General features: G+C 60.4%; 13 protein-coding genes and 1 pseudogene. 4 read left to right on the top strand and 10 right to left on the bottom strand.

From position 1 onward, the window contains the following. Positions 1-107 precede the first annotated feature (107 nt). Positions 108-1259, bottom strand: a complete 1152-nt coding sequence (locus F6X24_RS03375; protein ID WP_229725318.1) for an NAD(P)/FAD-dependent oxidoreductase — start codon at positions 1257-1259, stop codon at positions 108-110. Positions 1260-1399: 140 nt separating this feature from the next. On the opposite strand from F6X24_RS03375, the gene F6X24_RS03370 reads away from it, so the two are divergent. Continuing rightward, complete coding sequence (locus F6X24_RS03370) at positions 1400-1780, top strand: T9SS type A sorting domain-containing protein (RefSeq protein ID WP_151086594.1); 381 nt, start codon at positions 1400-1402, stop codon at positions 1778-1780. 297 nt (positions 1781-2077) lie between these two features. On the opposite strand, the gene F6X24_RS03365 is transcribed toward F6X24_RS03370, so the two are convergent. Then, positions 2078-3466, bottom strand: a complete 1389-nt coding sequence (locus F6X24_RS03365; RefSeq protein ID WP_229725316.1) for a sigma-54-dependent transcriptional regulator — start codon at positions 3464-3466, stop codon at positions 2078-2080. A gap of 307 nt (positions 3467-3773) precedes the next feature. Between F6X24_RS03365 and F6X24_RS03360 the strand changes: the two genes are divergently transcribed. Beyond that, a complete protein-coding gene (locus F6X24_RS03360; protein WP_191906440.1) occupies positions 3774-5936 on the top strand; it encodes a T9SS type A sorting domain-containing protein in 2163 nt (720 codons plus the stop codon). A 102-nt stretch (positions 5937-6038) separates the two neighbouring features. On the opposite strand, the gene F6X24_RS03355 is transcribed toward F6X24_RS03360, so the two are convergent. The 3 genes from F6X24_RS03355 to F6X24_RS03345 all read right to left on the bottom strand — a co-directional run bounded on the left by F6X24_RS03355 (position 6039) and on the right by F6X24_RS03345 (position 7599). Continuing rightward, positions 6039-6812, bottom strand: coding sequence for an exodeoxyribonuclease III (locus tag F6X24_RS03355; protein WP_151086592.1), 774 nt, complete (start codon positions 6810-6812; stop codon positions 6039-6041). Positions 6813-6878: 66 nt separating this feature from the next. Beyond that, the gene (locus F6X24_RS03350) at positions 6879-7250 is read right to left on the bottom strand and encodes a hypothetical protein (protein WP_151086591.1); all 372 of its coding nucleotides are present in this window, start codon (positions 7248-7250) and stop codon (positions 6879-6881) included. After that, entirely contained in the window at positions 7240-7599 is a 360-nt protein-coding gene (locus F6X24_RS03345) for a carboxymuconolactone decarboxylase family protein (protein WP_394349941.1), read from the bottom strand. The genes F6X24_RS03350 and F6X24_RS03345 overlap by 11 nt, the downstream gene beginning before the upstream one ends. 132 nt (positions 7600-7731) lie before the next feature. On the opposite strand from F6X24_RS03345, the gene F6X24_RS03340 reads away from it, so the two are divergent. Then, a complete protein-coding gene (locus F6X24_RS03340) occupies positions 7732-8433 on the top strand; it encodes a ComF family protein (RefSeq protein WP_151086589.1) in 702 nt (233 codons plus the stop codon). Between the two features lie 236 nt (positions 8434-8669). On the opposite strand, the gene F6X24_RS03335 is transcribed toward F6X24_RS03340, so the two are convergent. The 3 genes from F6X24_RS03335 to F6X24_RS03325 all read right to left on the bottom strand — a co-directional run bounded on the left by F6X24_RS03335 (position 8670) and on the right by F6X24_RS03325 (position 13260). Further along, a complete protein-coding gene (locus F6X24_RS03335) occupies positions 8670-9944 on the bottom strand; it encodes an SUMF1/EgtB/PvdO family nonheme iron enzyme (protein ID WP_151086587.1) in 1275 nt (424 codons plus the stop codon). A 67-nt stretch (positions 9945-10011) separates the two neighbouring features. Then, positions 10012-11058, bottom strand: coding sequence for a PorP/SprF family type IX secretion system membrane protein (locus F6X24_RS03330; RefSeq protein ID WP_191906439.1), 1047 nt, complete (start codon positions 11056-11058; stop codon positions 10012-10014). A gap of 108 nt (positions 11059-11166) precedes the next feature. Further along, a complete protein-coding gene (locus F6X24_RS03325) occupies positions 11167-13260 on the bottom strand; it encodes an OmpA family protein (protein ID WP_151086583.1) in 2094 nt (697 codons plus the stop codon). A 136-nt stretch (positions 13261-13396) separates the two neighbouring features. Here F6X24_RS03325 and F6X24_RS03320 point away from each other — a divergent pair, with 136 nt between their 5' ends. After that, complete coding sequence (locus F6X24_RS03320) at positions 13397-14593, top strand: lycopene cyclase family protein (protein ID WP_151086581.1); 1197 nt, start codon at positions 13397-13399, stop codon at positions 14591-14593. Between the two features lie 17 nt (positions 14594-14610). Here the strand turns inward: F6X24_RS03320 and F6X24_RS03315 are convergent. Together F6X24_RS03315 and F6X24_RS03310 are read right to left on the bottom strand one after the other, a co-directional pair. After that, positions 14611-15243, bottom strand: a pseudogene (locus tag F6X24_RS03315) (ABC transporter ATP-binding protein); the annotation flags it as partial. A gap of 204 nt (positions 15244-15447) precedes the next feature. After that, on the bottom strand, positions 15448-15669 hold the full coding sequence (locus F6X24_RS03310) for a DUF2795 domain-containing protein (RefSeq protein ID WP_068339058.1): 222 nt from the start codon (positions 15667-15669) through the stop codon (positions 15448-15450). Positions 15670-15722 lie beyond the last annotated feature (53 nt).

Genomic DNA, 15722 nt, shown 5'->3' with positions numbered 1-15722 from the left:
CCCCAATTGGGGCTGAGAGAATTTCACTGTTGATACGCCGGGCCGCTTACGTACGATTACCAGGCGTATTCGGAGTGCTCCGCTTTACGGACGGGTCCGGGTCGGGTTTAGGAGAAGGGCTTGCCGTGGGTCTGCCGCATCAGCGTGCGTACGGCCGCGGGCCAGTGCCGCAGGCCGCCTACTGCCAGCTCGCTCAGCACCGGGCCGCCAAATAGCCGCTGCACCGCCCGCCCCACCCGCAGCCGGGTGCCAAACTGCTGCCGCCACGCGCGGGCATAAGCAGCCTCCAGCGCCGGGCGCGGCAGCTGGCCGCGCAGAAAGCGGTCGGCCAGCGGGGCGGCCAGCGCGGCGCCGTGCAGTGCCATGGCCATGCCATTGCCGCAGAGCGGCGTAATGAGCCCGGCCGCGTCGCCCACCATCAGCAGGTGCTGCTCCACGGGCTGCTTGGGCGCAAAAGAAATCTCGTTGATAACCTCGGGCTGCGAATATAGTTTTTTTGCATTATTCAAGATGTCGGCCAGGCGCGGGTTGCGGGCCAGCACCTCGCTTTCAAGCGCCGCAATGGTGCCGCCGGCGGCCTTTAAGTTGGCGCGGGTGGTGAGGTAGCAAAAGCAGAGCTTATCCGCCTCAATGGCCGAAATGCCGGCGTAGCCGTCGCGAAAGTTGTGGAGCTCAATTACATCGCGGGCAAAGCCGGGCAGCTGCAAGTGATATTTTACGCCGAGGTAAGGCGAGCGCTGCCCAAAAAATGGCCGGCCCAGCTGCCGGTCGAGGGCGCTGCGCTTGCCGTAGGTGCCCAGCACGAGCCGCGCCCGCAGCTGGCGCCCATCGGCCAGGGTTACGGTGTGGTGGTCGGCAGCCGCGTCAAACGCCACATCGGCCACAGTGGCAAACAGAAACTCCACGCCCTGGGCCAGGGCCCGCTGGTATAAAAAATGGTCGAGCTCATAGCGACTTATCCCAAAGCCGCCCAGGTCGAGCGGGCTGGCCAACATTCGTCCGACCGGCGACGAAAGCCCAAACCGGCGAATCCCGGCGGGGTTCAGGCTGGCCGGGTCGGCCCCGAGCCGGCGCAGGTAGGGCAGCACCTCATTGCTCACATACTCGCCGCACACCCGATGAAAGGGATACGGCCGCCGCTCTACCACTACCACGCGGTGGCCGCGGCGGGCCAGGTCGAGGGCGGCCACCAGCCCGGCCAGGCCGCCGCCCACGAGCAGCACCGTAAGGCGCGAGGCGGTATAATCGATTGAAATCACAGGTTTACCCGGAAAAAAATCCGGTTTAGAATAAGTAGACGTATAGTAGAACAAAGACAGACGTACTTTTGCGAAACCAAAATACAGGTTCGTCGTTAACTTTTATCCTACCCGGCTACTGTGTTCAGGTTGATAGTATTATGAAAAAACCCTTACTTTTTATTTTTCTGTGGGTTGCCAGTCTGGGCATTATGATGGGCGGCCTTACGCCTGCCCGGGCTATTGGTATTACGGGTGCGCATCAGGCTATTATTCGCCCGGCCCTCGACGACCATACGCTGGTTGTTTATCCGAACCCCAGCACGGGTATTGTACACCTCACCATCAGTGGCCTCGAAGGCCGCAGGGTAGAGGTAAGCGTGCTCAACGTTATCGGCACCGTTATGTACCACGAAACGCTCACTGAGCTCAACGAGCGCTATACCAAAACTCTGGACCTGAGCCGGTTTGCTAATGGGCTTTATTACGTAAAGCTCGAAGCCGATAATTCCAGCCAGCTCTGCAAGCTGGTTATCCGGTAGCTTGAGTAAGAAATAGCGGAGGTTCAGAACAGAAAAAGCAGCCTGACAGGCTGCTTTTTCTGTTCTGGGGCCCGGCTGTAGGCCCTAGGCTGCCGCGTGCGCGGGGCTCACCATGTTACGAACCCGGCGGGCGGTATCCATGGCCAAAAGAGCAGTAGCTACTACGAGGGCAAAAAATAAGAAAAACATAGCGGTAAAAGTAAAAGTCAGGTGAAATGAAAAGTCCGGGCCAGCAGCCAGGGCCACGAGTCTTTTAACCGGCGCAACGCAAGGAGGGTTACACTAAAATTCGGGCATTTAGCCGCGCCCGCCCGGTGGCAGGTGCAAATGCCCGCTCTGAATGAGGCGATAGAGCGTCGAGCGGCCCACTCGCAGGCGGTTGGCGGCCGCCACTACGTCGCCTTGCATCGAGTTGAGGCAGCTTTGCATGATAGCCAGCGTTTGCTCGCGCAGTGAAGGAAATACCAGGGCAGTCTGGTCAGCAGCGCCCGGCAGCCCGGCCAGCGAGCCTACGGGTACCCGCAGCGGGATGTCGCTGGGTTCGAGCATCTCGCCATCGGCCAGCACGGAAGCCAGCTCTACCATCGCTTTCAGCTCGCGCACATTGCCCGGAAAGTCATAGCTCAGCAGGTGCTCGCGGGCCGCCGGGCTGAGCGAGCGCAGCGGCAGCTTATTCAACAGGCTGAACGACTGCACAAACGACTCGGCCAGCAGCAGAATATCCTCGCCCCGACTTCGGAGCGGCGGCAGCTCGATGGGCATCCCCAGCAAGCGATAGTACAGGTCTTCGCGAAAGCGCCCGGCCTGCACCTCGGCGGCGAGGTTGCGGTGGGTGGCTACCACCAGGCGGGCATCGAACGCAATGGCCTGGCTGCCGCCTACCCGCATCACGGCGCGCTCCTGAAGCACGCGCAGCAGCTTGGCTTGCAGCCCCAGCTCCAGGTCGGCAATCTCGTCCAGAAAAAGCGTGCCGCCATTCGCCTCCTCGAAGCGGCCGATGCGCCGGGTAGCTGCCCCGGTAAAGGAGCCCTTCTCATGGCCAAACAGCTCACTTTCGAGCAGCTCGCGCGGAATAGCCGTCATGTTGATGGCAACGAAAGGCTGCCCGGCCCGCGCCGATTGCGCATGAATGGCTTGCGCTACCAGCTCTTTGCCCGTGCCGGTCTCACCCGTTACCGATACGGTAATGGTCGTGCGGGCGGCCTTGGCAATGAGCTCGCGCACCTGCCGGATGCTGGCGTGCCGCCCCAGCAGCTGGCCATCCGGTCTTAGCTCGGCCGTGGCTGGAGGTGGGAGAGCCGGCTGGTGCCGGGCCTGGGTCATCGCCTGCCACAGCTGCTCGGGGCTGCCGGGCTCTTTAGCCAGGTAGTTTGTAATACCCTGGCTTTGCAGCTCGGCTTTCTCTTCTATAGTAGGCTGGCTGGCCACAATGTAGCAGTGGGCCGTTGGCAGCCGCTCGCGGAGCTTACGCACCAGCCGCAGGGGTATCCCTTCCGGCCCGTCGCCATCCAGGATAAGCGCCCCCGGTGTTGCCGCGGTGGGCGGCCGGTAGGCCAGCGCCTGTGCCACCGTTGTGAAGCGCCGAACTACATGGTCCGGGTTCAGGCTCAGGCGGTGGCACAAGCGCATTATATAATTGCTATCGGGCGCAATCAGCCAAATATGAAAAGAGCCAGATGCCGTCATATGCAGGTTAAAGTTAAGAGCAAAGAAAAGACCGGCAATTTGGACAACAATAAAATATTGGTAAAATTATAAATCATACTTGCCTGAACTTTGAATATTTCCTGTAAAATTCCGAGAGAAAGTTTACAGTCAGGCTATTTACGAGCAAAAAATGCAAAATGGATTGCTTTTTTTATTAAAACAGGAATCTTTCCTGGATAACATTATAACATTTGAATTATTATACATTATTAATAATCAGTAATTTGTAAAAATGGCCTTTGACTTGTACTACTCAGCGCATGCTCAACCTTTACAAACTGATGTTATGCTTACTCTCGAAATAATGAAATTTATCCGCATGGCGCGGAGCATTTCAAAAGCTGCTGTATTAGTAGCCCTTTTGCTGGCTTTTTCGTTTGTGAAACAGCAGGCGCACGCGGCCGCCTACTACTCGACAGGTGCTCCTAAAACCTACACGCCGCTGGTTTGCGCAGTAGGATGCAGCGGTGTCAATACCAGCGTGACCACCCCCGCCACTAGCATTGCACTATCGGCTGAGGTGAATATTCCGGTGGCCGGCCCGGCCCGGTTGAAGTATCAGCTCAACGGCGTGGGGCAGCCAGGCTACCGCGCTGGCATTCTCCTTTCGACTACCAGCACGCTGCTCGGGGGCAATGCCCTGGGTACGGTTACCATCCGCACTTACCTAAGCTCGGGTCCCACGCCCACGGTGCCGCAAGACCAGCAGGTGATAACGGGGACGGCCGCTCAGGCACAGCTACTGGCGGGCAAAGGCAGCCCCTCGCAGCTGGAGCTGATTGCGACGGCTCCCTTCGACCAGGTAGAGGTCGAGTTCGGCTCGGCAATCAGCCTGGGCAGCAAGGTTGATATATACTATGCCTACGGTATCGGCCCGAACACGGCCACGCAGGTAACCGGCCTCACGTCAAATTCCAACAGTGCGGCCACTACCAGCCCGTATAGCGTAACCGGCTGCACCGATAAGGTAAGCAACGCCGGCCAGGCCGCCGACAGCGACCCCACGAACTACGCTACTTTCAGCAGTCTGCTTTCGGTAAGCTGCCCGGCCCAGCTCACGGTGGGGCTCAACGGCACGGCACCCGGCAGCTATCAGGCCGGCTTCGTTATCGGGCAGGATAACACGCTGCTCGATGCCAGCGTGTTGAGCCACCTTACCCTGAAAACCTATAAGAATGGCGTGCTACAGGAAACTGCCTCGGGGGCTTCGCTGCTGAGCCTGGGTTTGCTGCCCGATAGCAAGTCGCTGGTAAGCTTCCAGGCAACGATGCCTTTCGATGCCGTATCGATTGAGCGTAGCGATGCCGCGTCGGCCCTCGATAACCTCCAGCTATACTACGGCGTGGGCGTCGCCTCCACTACGCCGCAGCAAACGCTCTCCAGCTTTGCTAGCCCTACTGGCCACTATGCTGCCTCGTCCAGCGGCGTTTGCGTAGCCTGCTCGGTCACCTCACCCGCCAATGCGGCCGGCGACCCTAACTCGGCCGCCAGCATCAACGTGGGGGTAGGAGTAGCCAATTGGGCCGGCCTGCAGCTCGACCTCAATGGTCAGGGCCGCGCCGGCAACCGGGCCGGCATGGTGATTGGCAGCAACACGCCCCTCGATGTTGCCGCGCTCAGCCGCATGACCCTGGTAACCTACGACGACAACGGCAACGTGCTCGAAACGGCGTCCGGCTCGTCGCTGCTCAGCCTGAACGTACTGCCCGACGGCCGCCAGACGGTGAGCTTCAATACAACCAAAGACTTTTCCAAAGTGGGCATTCAGATGGGTGGCCTGGCCACTGCTGCGAGCAGTACCAGCGTCTACTATGCGTTTTCTGACAGTTCGAACGGCTCGCTGAAGATAGTGCCCCCCACCGGCCCGCTGCCCGTAACGCTGCTAAGCCTGGCCGTGCGCCGGCTAGCCGGCACGGGCGCCGCCGAAATAAGCTGGACTACCGCCACTGAGCTCAATAATGCGGGCTTTGTGGTGGAGCGCACGGCCGACCCGGCCACCAGCTTTGTGGCCGTGGGGCAGGTGGCCGGCGAAGGCACCAGTGGCAGCCAGCACAGCTATAAGCTGGGCGACGAGGCTGCTGCTCAGGCTACTGGCACCTTGTACTACCGGCTGCGTCAGCTCGATACCAACGGTCACGCCACGCTCTCGCCGGTGGTAGTGTTGGCCCCCAGTAATGCCCCGGTTAGTTTCTCGCTCTACCCCAACCCGGCCACTACTACTTCACAGGTAACGCTGGGTAGCAGCTCGGCACTTGTGGCCGGCACTTCGGTAAATGTCTATTCGAGCCTGGGGCAGCTGCTAAGCAGCCAGGTACTAAGCCCCGACGCGGCCGCCAGTCCGGTTCATATCTCCACTACTTCGCTGGCACCGGGCCTGTACCAGGTAGTGCTGCGCAGCGCAGCGGGCCTGGCATTGACGACGCAGCGGCTGGTAGTAGCCGGGCAGTAGCCGATAAGCACAAACGTCACCCTTTCTGTAAAAAGTTGAGCCAACAAGCCCCGCCGCTTTCCAGCGGCGGGGCTTGTTGTTAGTAATGAAGCCCAGGCCAGCCTAGGCTCCCAGCTCCAGCCAGGCCGGGCAATGGTCGGAGTGACTGACATCGGGCCAGAGACCGGCACCCTGCAGCCGGGGTAGCAGCGCCTGGTCGAGCAGCAGATGGTCTAGCCGCCAGCCTACGTTGCGGGCCCGCGAGCCGGCCCGGTAGCTCCACCACGAGTAGTGCCCGGGCAGCTCGGGGTGCAGCTCTCGAAACGAGTCGGCAAAGCCATCGGCCAGCATTTCCCGAAACCACTGGCGCTCCTCGGGCGTGTAGCCGGGGCTGTGCTGATTGGCTTTCGGGTTGTGCAGGTCAATCGCCGCCGGGCAGCAGTTGAAGTCGCCGCCAATCACGAGCGGCGGCACGGCCGCATCTTGCCGCAGCGCGGCTACATAGGTCCGGAACCAGTGCAGCCAGGCAAGCTTAAACGCTTGATGCGCCGGCCCGCTCGTGCCCGAGGGCATATACGTGTTCAGCACCGATACGCCTTCAAAATCGAGCCGTAGCACCCGGCCTTCGCAGTCGTAGAGCGCCTCACCGCAGCCCACCACGACCGCTTTAGGCTCGGGGCGGCTAAACGTTGCCACGCCGCTGTAGCCAGGCTTTTGGGCCGGATGCAGATAGGCGCGGTAGCCCAGCGCCGCCAGGCCGCTCACATCGAGCGGAGCGGTGCCGGCCTTTATCTCCTGCACGCACAGCACGTCGGGCTGGGCGGCGGCCACCCAGTCGAGCAGCCCCTTCCCCAGGGCCGAGCGCAGCCCGTTGAGGTTATACGAAACGATTTTCATAAAAAGTAGTCACGCAGGGGGTGGTCATAATATAGTATTTTATATATATTATGGCCGCTCCCTACCTTATTCATCGAGCGAGTCGAAGTATTCCAGGATATGCCATTTCAGCATGCGCTCCTGTTCCTTGAGGTTGGCAAACGGCACCGGCGTAAGCAGCTTATAATGAGGCCAGCCTTCCTCATCGGTGCGCTCCAGCGCGTAGTGCCCGCTGAGGCTGAAGAGCTTACAGGTGGCAATGTGCATCAGGTCCTGCTTTTGCTCCTTGGTAAACTCGGCCACGCCCTGCCCCAGCTCCTGCACCCCAATAAGCAGCAGCAGCGCATTGAGGTCGGGCCGCCGGCCAAAGCGCTCCTGCATCGCGGTCAGCAGCTCGTCCCAGCGCTGGTTGAACTCGGCTTCGCCCTCGCCGGCACCGGCTGGCAGCTTAATGCTCATGGGGAGGGTGGGTTGTGGTTTTAGCGGCCGGGGGGCCAGCCAGGGCCGCCTCGGCCCGCAGCACTTCCCAGTACTCCACAGCCCGTCGAAAATGCGGAATCACGATGCTGCCCCCGATGAGGTTGGCAATCGAGAATACCTCAAATACCTCTTCGTCGCTCAGGCCTTCTTCGTGGCACTTGCCGAGGTGGTATTTCACGCAATCGTCGCAGCGCAGCACCAGTGAGCAGGCCAGGCCCAGCATCTCCTTGGTTTTTACGTCGATGGCGCCCGCGGCATATGTGTTGGTGTCGAGGTTGAAAAAGCGCTTGATAACCTTGTTATCGTAGGCCAGCACGCGCTCGTTCATGCGCTGGCGGTAGTCGTTGAAGTCGGTGGTAAGAGACACTTTAGCGAAAGAAAATGTAAAAAAGATGAAGTAAAAAAGAGGATTTGCCCGTCAAGGGCGAACTTACGGCTTCCTAACCGCTTTGCCTCCGAAATGATACTTTCCCCGCTGCTGGCCGACCTGGCGGCTCTGTTTTTTCCGCGCCCGTGTCTGGCCTGCCGCGAGCTGCTAGTGAGCGGTGAAGCGCACCTCTGCACCAGTTGCCGCGCCGAATTGCCCTACACCGACTACCACCTGCTGCCCCCCGGCCAGAACCCGCTGGCCCGTCGGTTCTGGGGCAAGCTGCCCGTGCAGCATACGCTGAGTTACCTGGTCTTTCTGAAGAATGGCCGTGTGCAGGAGCTGCTGCACCAGCTCAAGTACCGGGGCCAGCAGCAGGTGGGCAGCGCGCTGGGCCAGCTATACGGCGCCGAGCTGGCCGCCGCTGGCCTGGGCCCGGAGTTCGACCTGGTGGTGCCCGTGCCGCTGCACCGGCGCAAGCTGGCCCGCCGGGGCTACAACCAAGCCGAAGCCTTTGCCACTGGCTTGGCTGCCGCATTGCCGTGCCCCTGTGCCGCCCACGCGCTGCGCCGTACCGAGCATACGGCCTCGCAAACCCGTAAAGGACGCGCCGCCCGCTGGCAGAACGTAGCCACGGTGTTCGAAGTAACTGAGCCTGAACGGGTAGCCGGCCGCCATATTCTGCTGGTTGATGACGTACTCACGACGGGCGCCACCCTCGAAGCCTGCGCAACGGTGCTGCTGGCCGCCGGTGCCCAGGCGGTAAGCATCGCCACCATCGCCTGCGCCGAATGACCAAGGATTAGCTCGGATTTTAGCGGATTGCCCGGATTTTGTGGTCGGCGCGGCTGGCGCTGGTTTATTGTTCCTTGTTGTCCCTGCAAACTACTCATCGCTATTCGATAAGCTGGCCGCCTTTTGCCGGCGATTTCCAGATAGCATGAAAAAACAAAAAAGGCTGCCCGGAGGCAGCCTTTTCCGGCGTTCACAAAATCCGTGGAATCCGCTAAAATCCGAGCTAATCCTTGGTCTTACTTGTTCGTGCCAGCGTTAATCATCGCGCAGCGGAAACCGATTGTGGACGTAGCTGAATCTTCGGCCAGGAAGCGGCGGGTGCCCGGCGACAGCCAGTAGGCTACATCGCGCCACGAGCCGCCTTTGTACACGCGAACGTGGTCGTTGATAAGGCTCTGGTAGCCTTTCGTGTCGTAGCCTTTGGCATCGTCACCCACGCCGTTGCGGCGGAAAGGGTTCAGGTCCTCCACGTCCTGGAACGAGAGCGGACGGTAAACGTCCTGCACCCACTCGTTCACGTTGCCCGCCATATTGTACAGGCCGTAGTCGTTGGGCGGGTAGGCATATACGTACTCCGTAATCATGGCGCCGTCGTTCAGGCTGCCCGCAATACCAGCGTAGTCGCCCCGGCCCCGCTTGAAGTTAGCCAGGAACTGGCCCTGGTTTTTGCCGTAAGGATTGCGGGTTGCGCGGCCATCCCAGGGATAAATCCGCTTTTGCTCCTGGTTTTCATTGCCTACTTCCTGGGTACCAATCAGGGCCTGCGCAGCATATTCCCACTCCGCTTCGGTTGGCAGGCGGTAGTTGGGTACCGAGTTGCCATTTTCGATGGAAGCCCCACCTTTGCCATCGGCCAGCGCCCCGGCACCGGCACCGGTTTTGCCACCTTCGGCGGCAGTGCCGGCGTCACCTTTTTTATCTTTCTTCTTGAACAGGCCGCCTTTGCTGCTGCCGCCACCGCCCTTGGCCAGGTTTTCGTTTACTTTGGCCGTGCGCCAGGCGCAATAGCTATCGGCCTGCAACCAGTTAACGCCCACTACCGGGAAGTAGCGGAAGCCCGGATAGCGCAGGTAGTACGTCACGTATGGGTCGTTGAACGACAGGTCGCGGGCCCACACGGTGGTGTCGGGCAGGGCCGCCTTGTATTTCTCTTCCGAGGAATCTTTGCGTAGGAAGTGTAAATATTCAAGCCAGTGAATGTTTGCCACTTCGGCTTCGTCCATGTAGAACGAGGCAATGGTAACGGTGCGCTCGATGTTGTCGTGGTTGTTCGTCACATCTTCCTCCTGCGAGCCCAGCACCGTGCGCCCGCCTTCGATGTACACCAGGCCGGGGCCGGTCGGGATTTTCTTGAAGTTCGCCACCTTCATGCCTTCGTCGGTATTGTACTCAATACCAGTCGTGGACGACGCCTTGCCGGGGTTGGTAGCCGTTGGCGCGCCCTTGTGGCCGCAGCTGGCCAGGGCCAGCGTGCCGGCTGCCAGCAGGCTCAAATAGTTAGTAAATCTCATAACAAAGGAATTTGCCGAAGGCGCTAATAGATTATGACAAGCAATTTGGTTGCAATATTACGAAGAATCAGAAGCTAGGACAAGGGGCCAGGGGATAATTACGACGTTTCAGGCGACGAAACGCGCTTTCTACTCTGTCAAACGCACGTAGCGTTAAAGTTATTTCGTGTGCCCCACCCAAATCGCTGGCTAATTGGCTCACTCCCACGTCGTAGCTGTAGCCAATTCGCAGGTCGCCGAAGGCGATGCCCGCCACTACTGCCACTACGTGCTGGGTACCCAGGTCGGGGCTGCTGAGGTTGCGGTACAGCGCGCCCAGCGTAACGGGGTCGGCCAGAAAATAGGCCCCGGCTTCGGAGCGCTGCGAGCCCCCCTGGCGGGTGTAGCTCAGGGTCGGCGTAAAGCTGATTTCGTGTACCTCGCCCTTGCCCGCGCCGGCCGCCTTTTGCAAAAAAAGCTTGTAGCCGCCATTAACCGACAGCCGCAGCGGCAGGCCGGCCTGGGTGCTGAAGCCTAGGTCGGGCCGATTGAGGTGCTGGCCCGACACGCTCAGCCAAGCCTGCTCAGCATAAAGCACGCCGCCTACGCCCACCGTCACATAGTTGACGGGTGGAAAGCCGGCCAGGCTTTCGGCGCTGGCGCCGGTGTACGTGCCATCGGCGCTGTACTGGTCGCCAAAGGTGAGGTTGTCGTAGCCCACGCGCTGGCGGCCGTAGCCCAGCTGCGCGCCGCCGCTCAGGGCCAGCGTGCGGGTGAGGCGCGTGTGGTAGGCATACTGCGCCGTAGCGCCAAAGCGGGTATAGCCCACGGTGCCGGCGCGGTCCTGGCTGATGAGTACCCCCAGCGCGTGGTGCAGGCCGGGCCGGGGCAGGCGCCAGTCGGTGGCCAGCTGCACGGTTTGGAACGAACCGGCCAGCTGCGGAAATTGGTCGCGGTAGCTCAGCGTGGCGCTGTAGTCGTCCAGCATGCCGGCCCAGGCGGGGTTGTCGGCCTGGCGGTTGGCATAGGCCTGCGAAAAGTACACGTCCTGAGCCCGCGCGGTGCCAGCGGCCAGCAAGGCCACGCTAAGTAGGCCAAGGGGCGACTTCTTACCCAGAAAAAAAACGTTTGTCATGCTGAGTTTACGAAGCATCTTGTCGGATAAGAACGAAGCGTTGGACTGAAAATTCTAACGGCGCGAACGTGATAAGATGCTTCGCAAGCTCAGCATGACAAACAGCTATTACTTCTTAGTAATCGTAAACTCTACCCGGCGGTTGAAGCGCCGGGTTTCTTCCTGCTCATTGCTGGCAATGGGCTCGGTGCCGCCGAAACCCTGCGTAGTAAGGCGCTTGGCGTCAATCCCTTTGCTAACCAGGTATTTCTTCACCTCGTTCACCCGGTCTTCGCTCAATTTCAGGTTTAGCGCGGGGTCGCCCTGGTTGTCGGTGTGGCCGCCAATCAGAATCTCTACCGTGGGGTAGTCGCGCAGGATGCGCACCAGGCGCAGCAGCTCGGGAAAGGAGCTGGGCTGCAGGTAATACTTGCTCTGCGGGAAGAAGATATTGTTGAGCTTGACTTTCTGACCTACTTTGAAGGGCACCAGAAACAGGTCCTGCTGCTTTTCCGAATATTTGTCAGAGGTAGTGGCGTCGAGGCTGGCATTTTCGGCGATGTAGTCGGCCGCTTCGGCGCGGTAGCCGTACTGCACGCCGGCCGGCAGCACAATGGTGTAGGAGCCATCGACCGGCGATGATTCGGCCACGCCGATTTCCTCGCCCGTAATCAGGTTTTCGTAGTGAATGAGCGCCCGGATGGGCTTTTTGGTCACGGCATCCAGCACCTTGCCCTGCACCAGCGTCACCACTTCGGGCTTGAAGGCCGGCGCCAGGGCAATGCGAAAAATGTCTTTCGAGCCGTCGGTGCCATTGCGCGACGACACCAGGTAGGCGTTATCGCCGGCCGCCGACACGGTGTAGTAAGCATCAAAATCGGGCGAATTCACCACCGGCCCCATGTTGCGTGGCGTGCTCCAGTGCGTCCAGGTGCTGTCGAGGCGCTTGGAGTAGAATATATCACTTTTACCATATCCGCCGTGCCCGTCGGAGGCGAAATACAGCGTCTTATTATCCGAGGCCAGGAAGGGCGCAAAGTCGGCCCCCGGCGTGTTAATGGTAGGCCCCAGGCTGATGGGCTTGGTCCACTGCACCGGCTTTTTGGGGTCGTACTGCTCGCCCACGGGCGTGGGCTTGGGAAAACTCACGAAAATATCCTGCCCGCCCTGGCCCTCGGGGCGCTCCACAGCCATGAGCAGCGCCTTGCCCGAAGTTGCCAGGAAGCCGTCGAGGTGCTCCTTGTCGTCGTTGCGGTAGTTGTCAATCTGCACTTTCTGCGGCACGCTCCAGCCACCTGGCGAGTGCCGGCTCGTGCTGAAGCCCTTGGGCTCCATAAACCCATCGACGTACACGCCAATCAGCAGCGCCACCTGGCCGTTGGCCGATACCGAAGCCAGGCCATTGGGGTCTTCGGGGCCGTTGGGCGGCGAGCCCAGGTTGCGGGCCAGGCTCCAGGTCTGGTTTTTGCCGCTCGTCAGCTTCGAGTACCAGATATCCTGCGGGTCGCGCGAGCCGCCCACGTTGCCGGGGTGGCCCTGGCGGGCAAAAAACATGGTGCGCCCATCGGGTGAAATTACCGGATGAGTATCTACGTAGCGGCTGTTGATGTTGGGTCCCAGGTTCTTAAGAGTCGAGTCCATCTGCACCGTCTCGACGTCGGAGCTGGCCGGATTCTTGAAATCCTGCTTCACAATCTGCACGTCCACGTTGGCCACGCCGATAGCATCAATCTGATTGACGCCCGTCACTTTGGCCGTATTCATGGTTACGCGGGCCCCGATAGTGCGATATTTCTCGGGCTTAAACTTGACCTGAAGCGTGCGAAAGGCCTCGGGCAGCGGGCCGGGGTTGGTATTGGTATATACCTGGTGGTGCTCACCCTTGGTGTCAATGAGCTCGATTTTGGTGACGGAGCCAGGGTTAAAATTTTCGATAACCGTTACCTGCTGGGCCTGCACCGAGCGGGCAAAGCGCACCTCAATAAACTCGTTGGGGCCGTCCTTGGCCGGAATCCAGGCCTCGTTGTTGATTTGGCCAAGGGGCTGGGCATTGGGTTCGCCCAGTACTTTTTCGGGCGAAAACGGCTCCTTGCCCTTCGCTTTTTGGGAAGAAACTGCTTCTACCTTGCTGGCCCAGAGTACAGTTTGGGCTTGGGCGGTCGGGGCGGCCAGCAGGCCAGCGGCCACGGCCGGTATAAAAAGTAGCGCCGGATTCAGATTCATACTTCAAGTCAATGGGCTAGTCGAGGAAAAGCACCGGAAAATACTAAAATAGTGCAGCCTAAGGCTGGGCATAGAGTTACTACTACGAACCTAACACTAAATTGGCAAAGCATGTGCCCGGCTGCATCTTTGTGCCATGCCTGAGCCTCCCGATTTTTTGCCAACCCACGACTACCTCATCGTTGGGGGCGGGGCGGCGGGCCTGAGCCTGGCGTACCACCTGGCTCAGGAGCCGCGCCTGGCGCACAAGCGGGTGCTGCTCATCGAGCCCGAGGCCAAAAACGAGAACGACCGTACCTGGTCGTTCTGGGCCAGTGAGCCCACTCTTTTCGACGGGCTGGCTGTGGGCGAATGGGCCAAGATTGCGTTTCGCAGCCCCGGTTTCGAGCGCGTTTTTGCGCTCGGCAAGTACCGCTACCGCACCATTCGCGGCTTGGATTTTTACCAATTCGTGCACCAGGCGCTGGCCGCCCGCCCGGCGCAGTTCACGGTAGTACGCGGCCGGGTGGCCTCAGTCGAAAATCTGCCGGCCGGCGCACGGGTCACTACCCAAGAGGGTGTGCTGTTCAATGCGGCCTATGTGTTTGATAGTCGCCCACCACGCATGCAGCGGCAGCCCGGTAAGCACCGCTATTTGCTACAGCATTTCGTAGGCTGGGAAATCGAAACCGAGCGCGATGTATTCGACCCGCAGGTGGTGGAGTTCATGGATTTTCGGGGCAAGCAGCAGCACGAGGCGCGGTTCATGTACGTGCTGCCCTTCGGCCCGCGCCGGGCGCTGGTCGAGTACACGCTCTTTTCGGGGCAGCCCCTTGCCAAGGAAGAGTACGAGCGCTATCTGCTTGAGTACGTAACGAATACCTTGCAGCTGAAACCCGGCGACTACCAGGTTATAGCGCAAGAGCAGGGGGCCATTCCCATGACCGACCACCCGCTGCCGGCCCGCACCGGGGCGCACGTTATCAACCTGGGGACCCGGGCCGGGCGCGCCAAGCCCAGTACCGGCTATGCTTTTCAGCGTATTCAGGCGCATTCGGCGCGGCTGGTGGCAGCGCTGGCAGCTACCGGCCACCCCCCGCCCGACCCAACCGGCGACCGCTGGCAGTTCCGGCTGTTCGATACGCTGCTGCTCGATATTATGCAGCGCCAGGGCGAAACGACCCGCGACTTGTTTCGCCAGCTCTTCGAGCGCAACCCGGTAGAAAGAATATTTCGGTTTCTGGATGAGCAAACGTCCTGGGCCGATAACCTGCGCATTATGAACTCAGTAGCGCCGGGGCCGTTTATGCGCTCCATTGCGCAGGTGCTACTCGGCCGGCCGGGGCAGCGCTAACGGCGCGCGGCCGCGCACTACCAGGCGCGCGTCGCTGGCTGCTCCAGAAATTCGCGCTCCAGCCCCACGCTTTCAGCGCTGATGGGCAGCAGCTGCGGCTCGGGGCGCGACAAGTTCAGCAAAAAGCCGGGTAAAGCGGGCAGGCTGTCGAGGTCGTGGGTGCTGCACAAAATGGTACGGCCCTCGTCGGCGACCCATCTATGCAGCAGCGAGAATATACGCCGCCGATGATATACGTCGAGCTGCTGGGTGGGCTCGTCGAGCAGATACAGCGGCGCGTCTTGCAGGCTAAGCTGCGCCAGCCACACCAGCTGCTGCTCACCGCCCGAGAGCTGCCGAAAATCCTGCCCGGCCAACTGCCTAGCGCCTACGGCTGCCAGCGCCGCGTCGGCGCGGGCATAATCGGCCGCAGCGTAGGTGCTGAACAGGCCGTGGTGGCGGTAGCGGCCCATCACTACCAGCTCGCGCACCGAGAGGCTAAAGTCGAGGGCTCCGCGCTGCGGCAGGTAGCCCAGGCGCCGGGCCAGGGCCGGGCTGCGCAGGGTGCGCAGCTCTTCGGGCCCGCCCAGCCGTACCGAGCCCTGGTAGGGCAGCTGCCCCGTAAGTACCCGAAAGAGCGTGGTTTTGCCCGCGCCATTGTGGCCCAGCACGGCCACAAAGCTGGGCGTAGCAGGTAGCTGCAACGAAAAATCGCGGAGCAGCACCCGGTTGGGGTACCCCGCGATTAAATTCTCAATGAGCAGTGAGCAATTTGCAGTTATCAATTCCGAAGTAGCCTGTTTGCTGGATGATATGCCAGCCGCAAGTGCTTAACAAGCAATTGATAACTGCTCATTGATAACTGATAACTGACCCTAGTACTCGTCCTCATTGAACATAAAGTCCTCCTTGGTCGGATAGTCGGGCCATACTTCTTCAATGTTCTCGTAAGGCTGGCCATCGTCTTCCAGGCCCTGGAGGTTTTCAACTACTTCCATCGGGGCCCCCGAGCGGATAGAAAAGTCGATGAGTTCGTCTTTGGTGGCGGGCCAGGGCGCATCTTCCAGGTAGGAGGCGAGTTCGAGGGTCCAGTACATAGTAAAAAGGGAAGGCGTGAAAAAAGGTTGCTAAATATAGGCTGCACCGGCGC

This window comes from Hymenobacter baengnokdamensis (assembly GCF_008728635.1).
Classification (GTDB): Bacteria; Bacteroidota; Bacteroidia; order Cytophagales; family Hymenobacteraceae; genus Hymenobacter; species Hymenobacter baengnokdamensis.
Note: the sequence above shows the minus strand (reverse complement) of the source record. Positions and strands in the feature narration are given on the sequence as shown.

Bases quoted from the DNA above. Each gene is read 5' to 3' on its own strand.
- F6X24_RS03320 (WP_151086581.1), top strand. From the start codon at position 13,397: ATGCCTGAGCCTCCCGATTTTTTGCCAACCCACGACTACCTCATCGTT.
- F6X24_RS03365 (WP_229725316.1), bottom strand. From the start codon at position 3,466: ATGACGGCATCTGGCTCTTTTCATATTTGGCTGATTGCGCCCGATAGC.
- F6X24_RS03345 (WP_394349941.1), bottom strand. From the start codon at position 7,599: ATGAACGAGCGCGTGCTGGCCTACGATAACAAGGTTATCAAGCGCTTT.
- F6X24_RS03350 (WP_151086591.1), bottom strand. From the start codon at position 7,250: ATGAGCATTAAGCTGCCAGCCGGTGCCGGCGAGGGCGAAGCCGAGTTC.
- F6X24_RS03325 (WP_151086583.1), bottom strand. From the start codon at position 13,260: ATGAATCTGAATCCGGCGCTACTTTTTATACCGGCCGTGGCCGCTGGC.
- F6X24_RS03370 (WP_151086594.1), top strand. From the start codon at position 1,400: ATGAAAAAACCCTTACTTTTTATTTTTCTGTGGGTTGCCAGTCTGGGC.
- F6X24_RS03355 (WP_151086592.1), bottom strand. From the start codon at position 6,812: ATGAAAATCGTTTCGTATAACCTCAACGGGCTGCGCTCGGCCCTGGGG.
- F6X24_RS03360 (WP_191906440.1), top strand. From the start codon at position 3,774: ATGCTTACTCTCGAAATAATGAAATTTATCCGCATGGCGCGGAGCATT.
- F6X24_RS03330 (WP_191906439.1), bottom strand. From the start codon at position 11,058: ATGACAAACGTTTTTTTTCTGGGTAAGAAGTCGCCCCTTGGCCTACTT.
- F6X24_RS03340 (WP_151086589.1), top strand. From the start codon at position 7,732: ATGATACTTTCCCCGCTGCTGGCCGACCTGGCGGCTCTGTTTTTTCCG.
- F6X24_RS03335 (WP_151086587.1), bottom strand. From the start codon at position 9,944: ATGAGATTTACTAACTATTTGAGCCTGCTGGCAGCCGGCACGCTGGCC.
- F6X24_RS03310 (WP_068339058.1), bottom strand. From the start codon at position 15,669: ATGTACTGGACCCTCGAACTCGCCTCCTACCTGGAAGATGCGCCCTGG.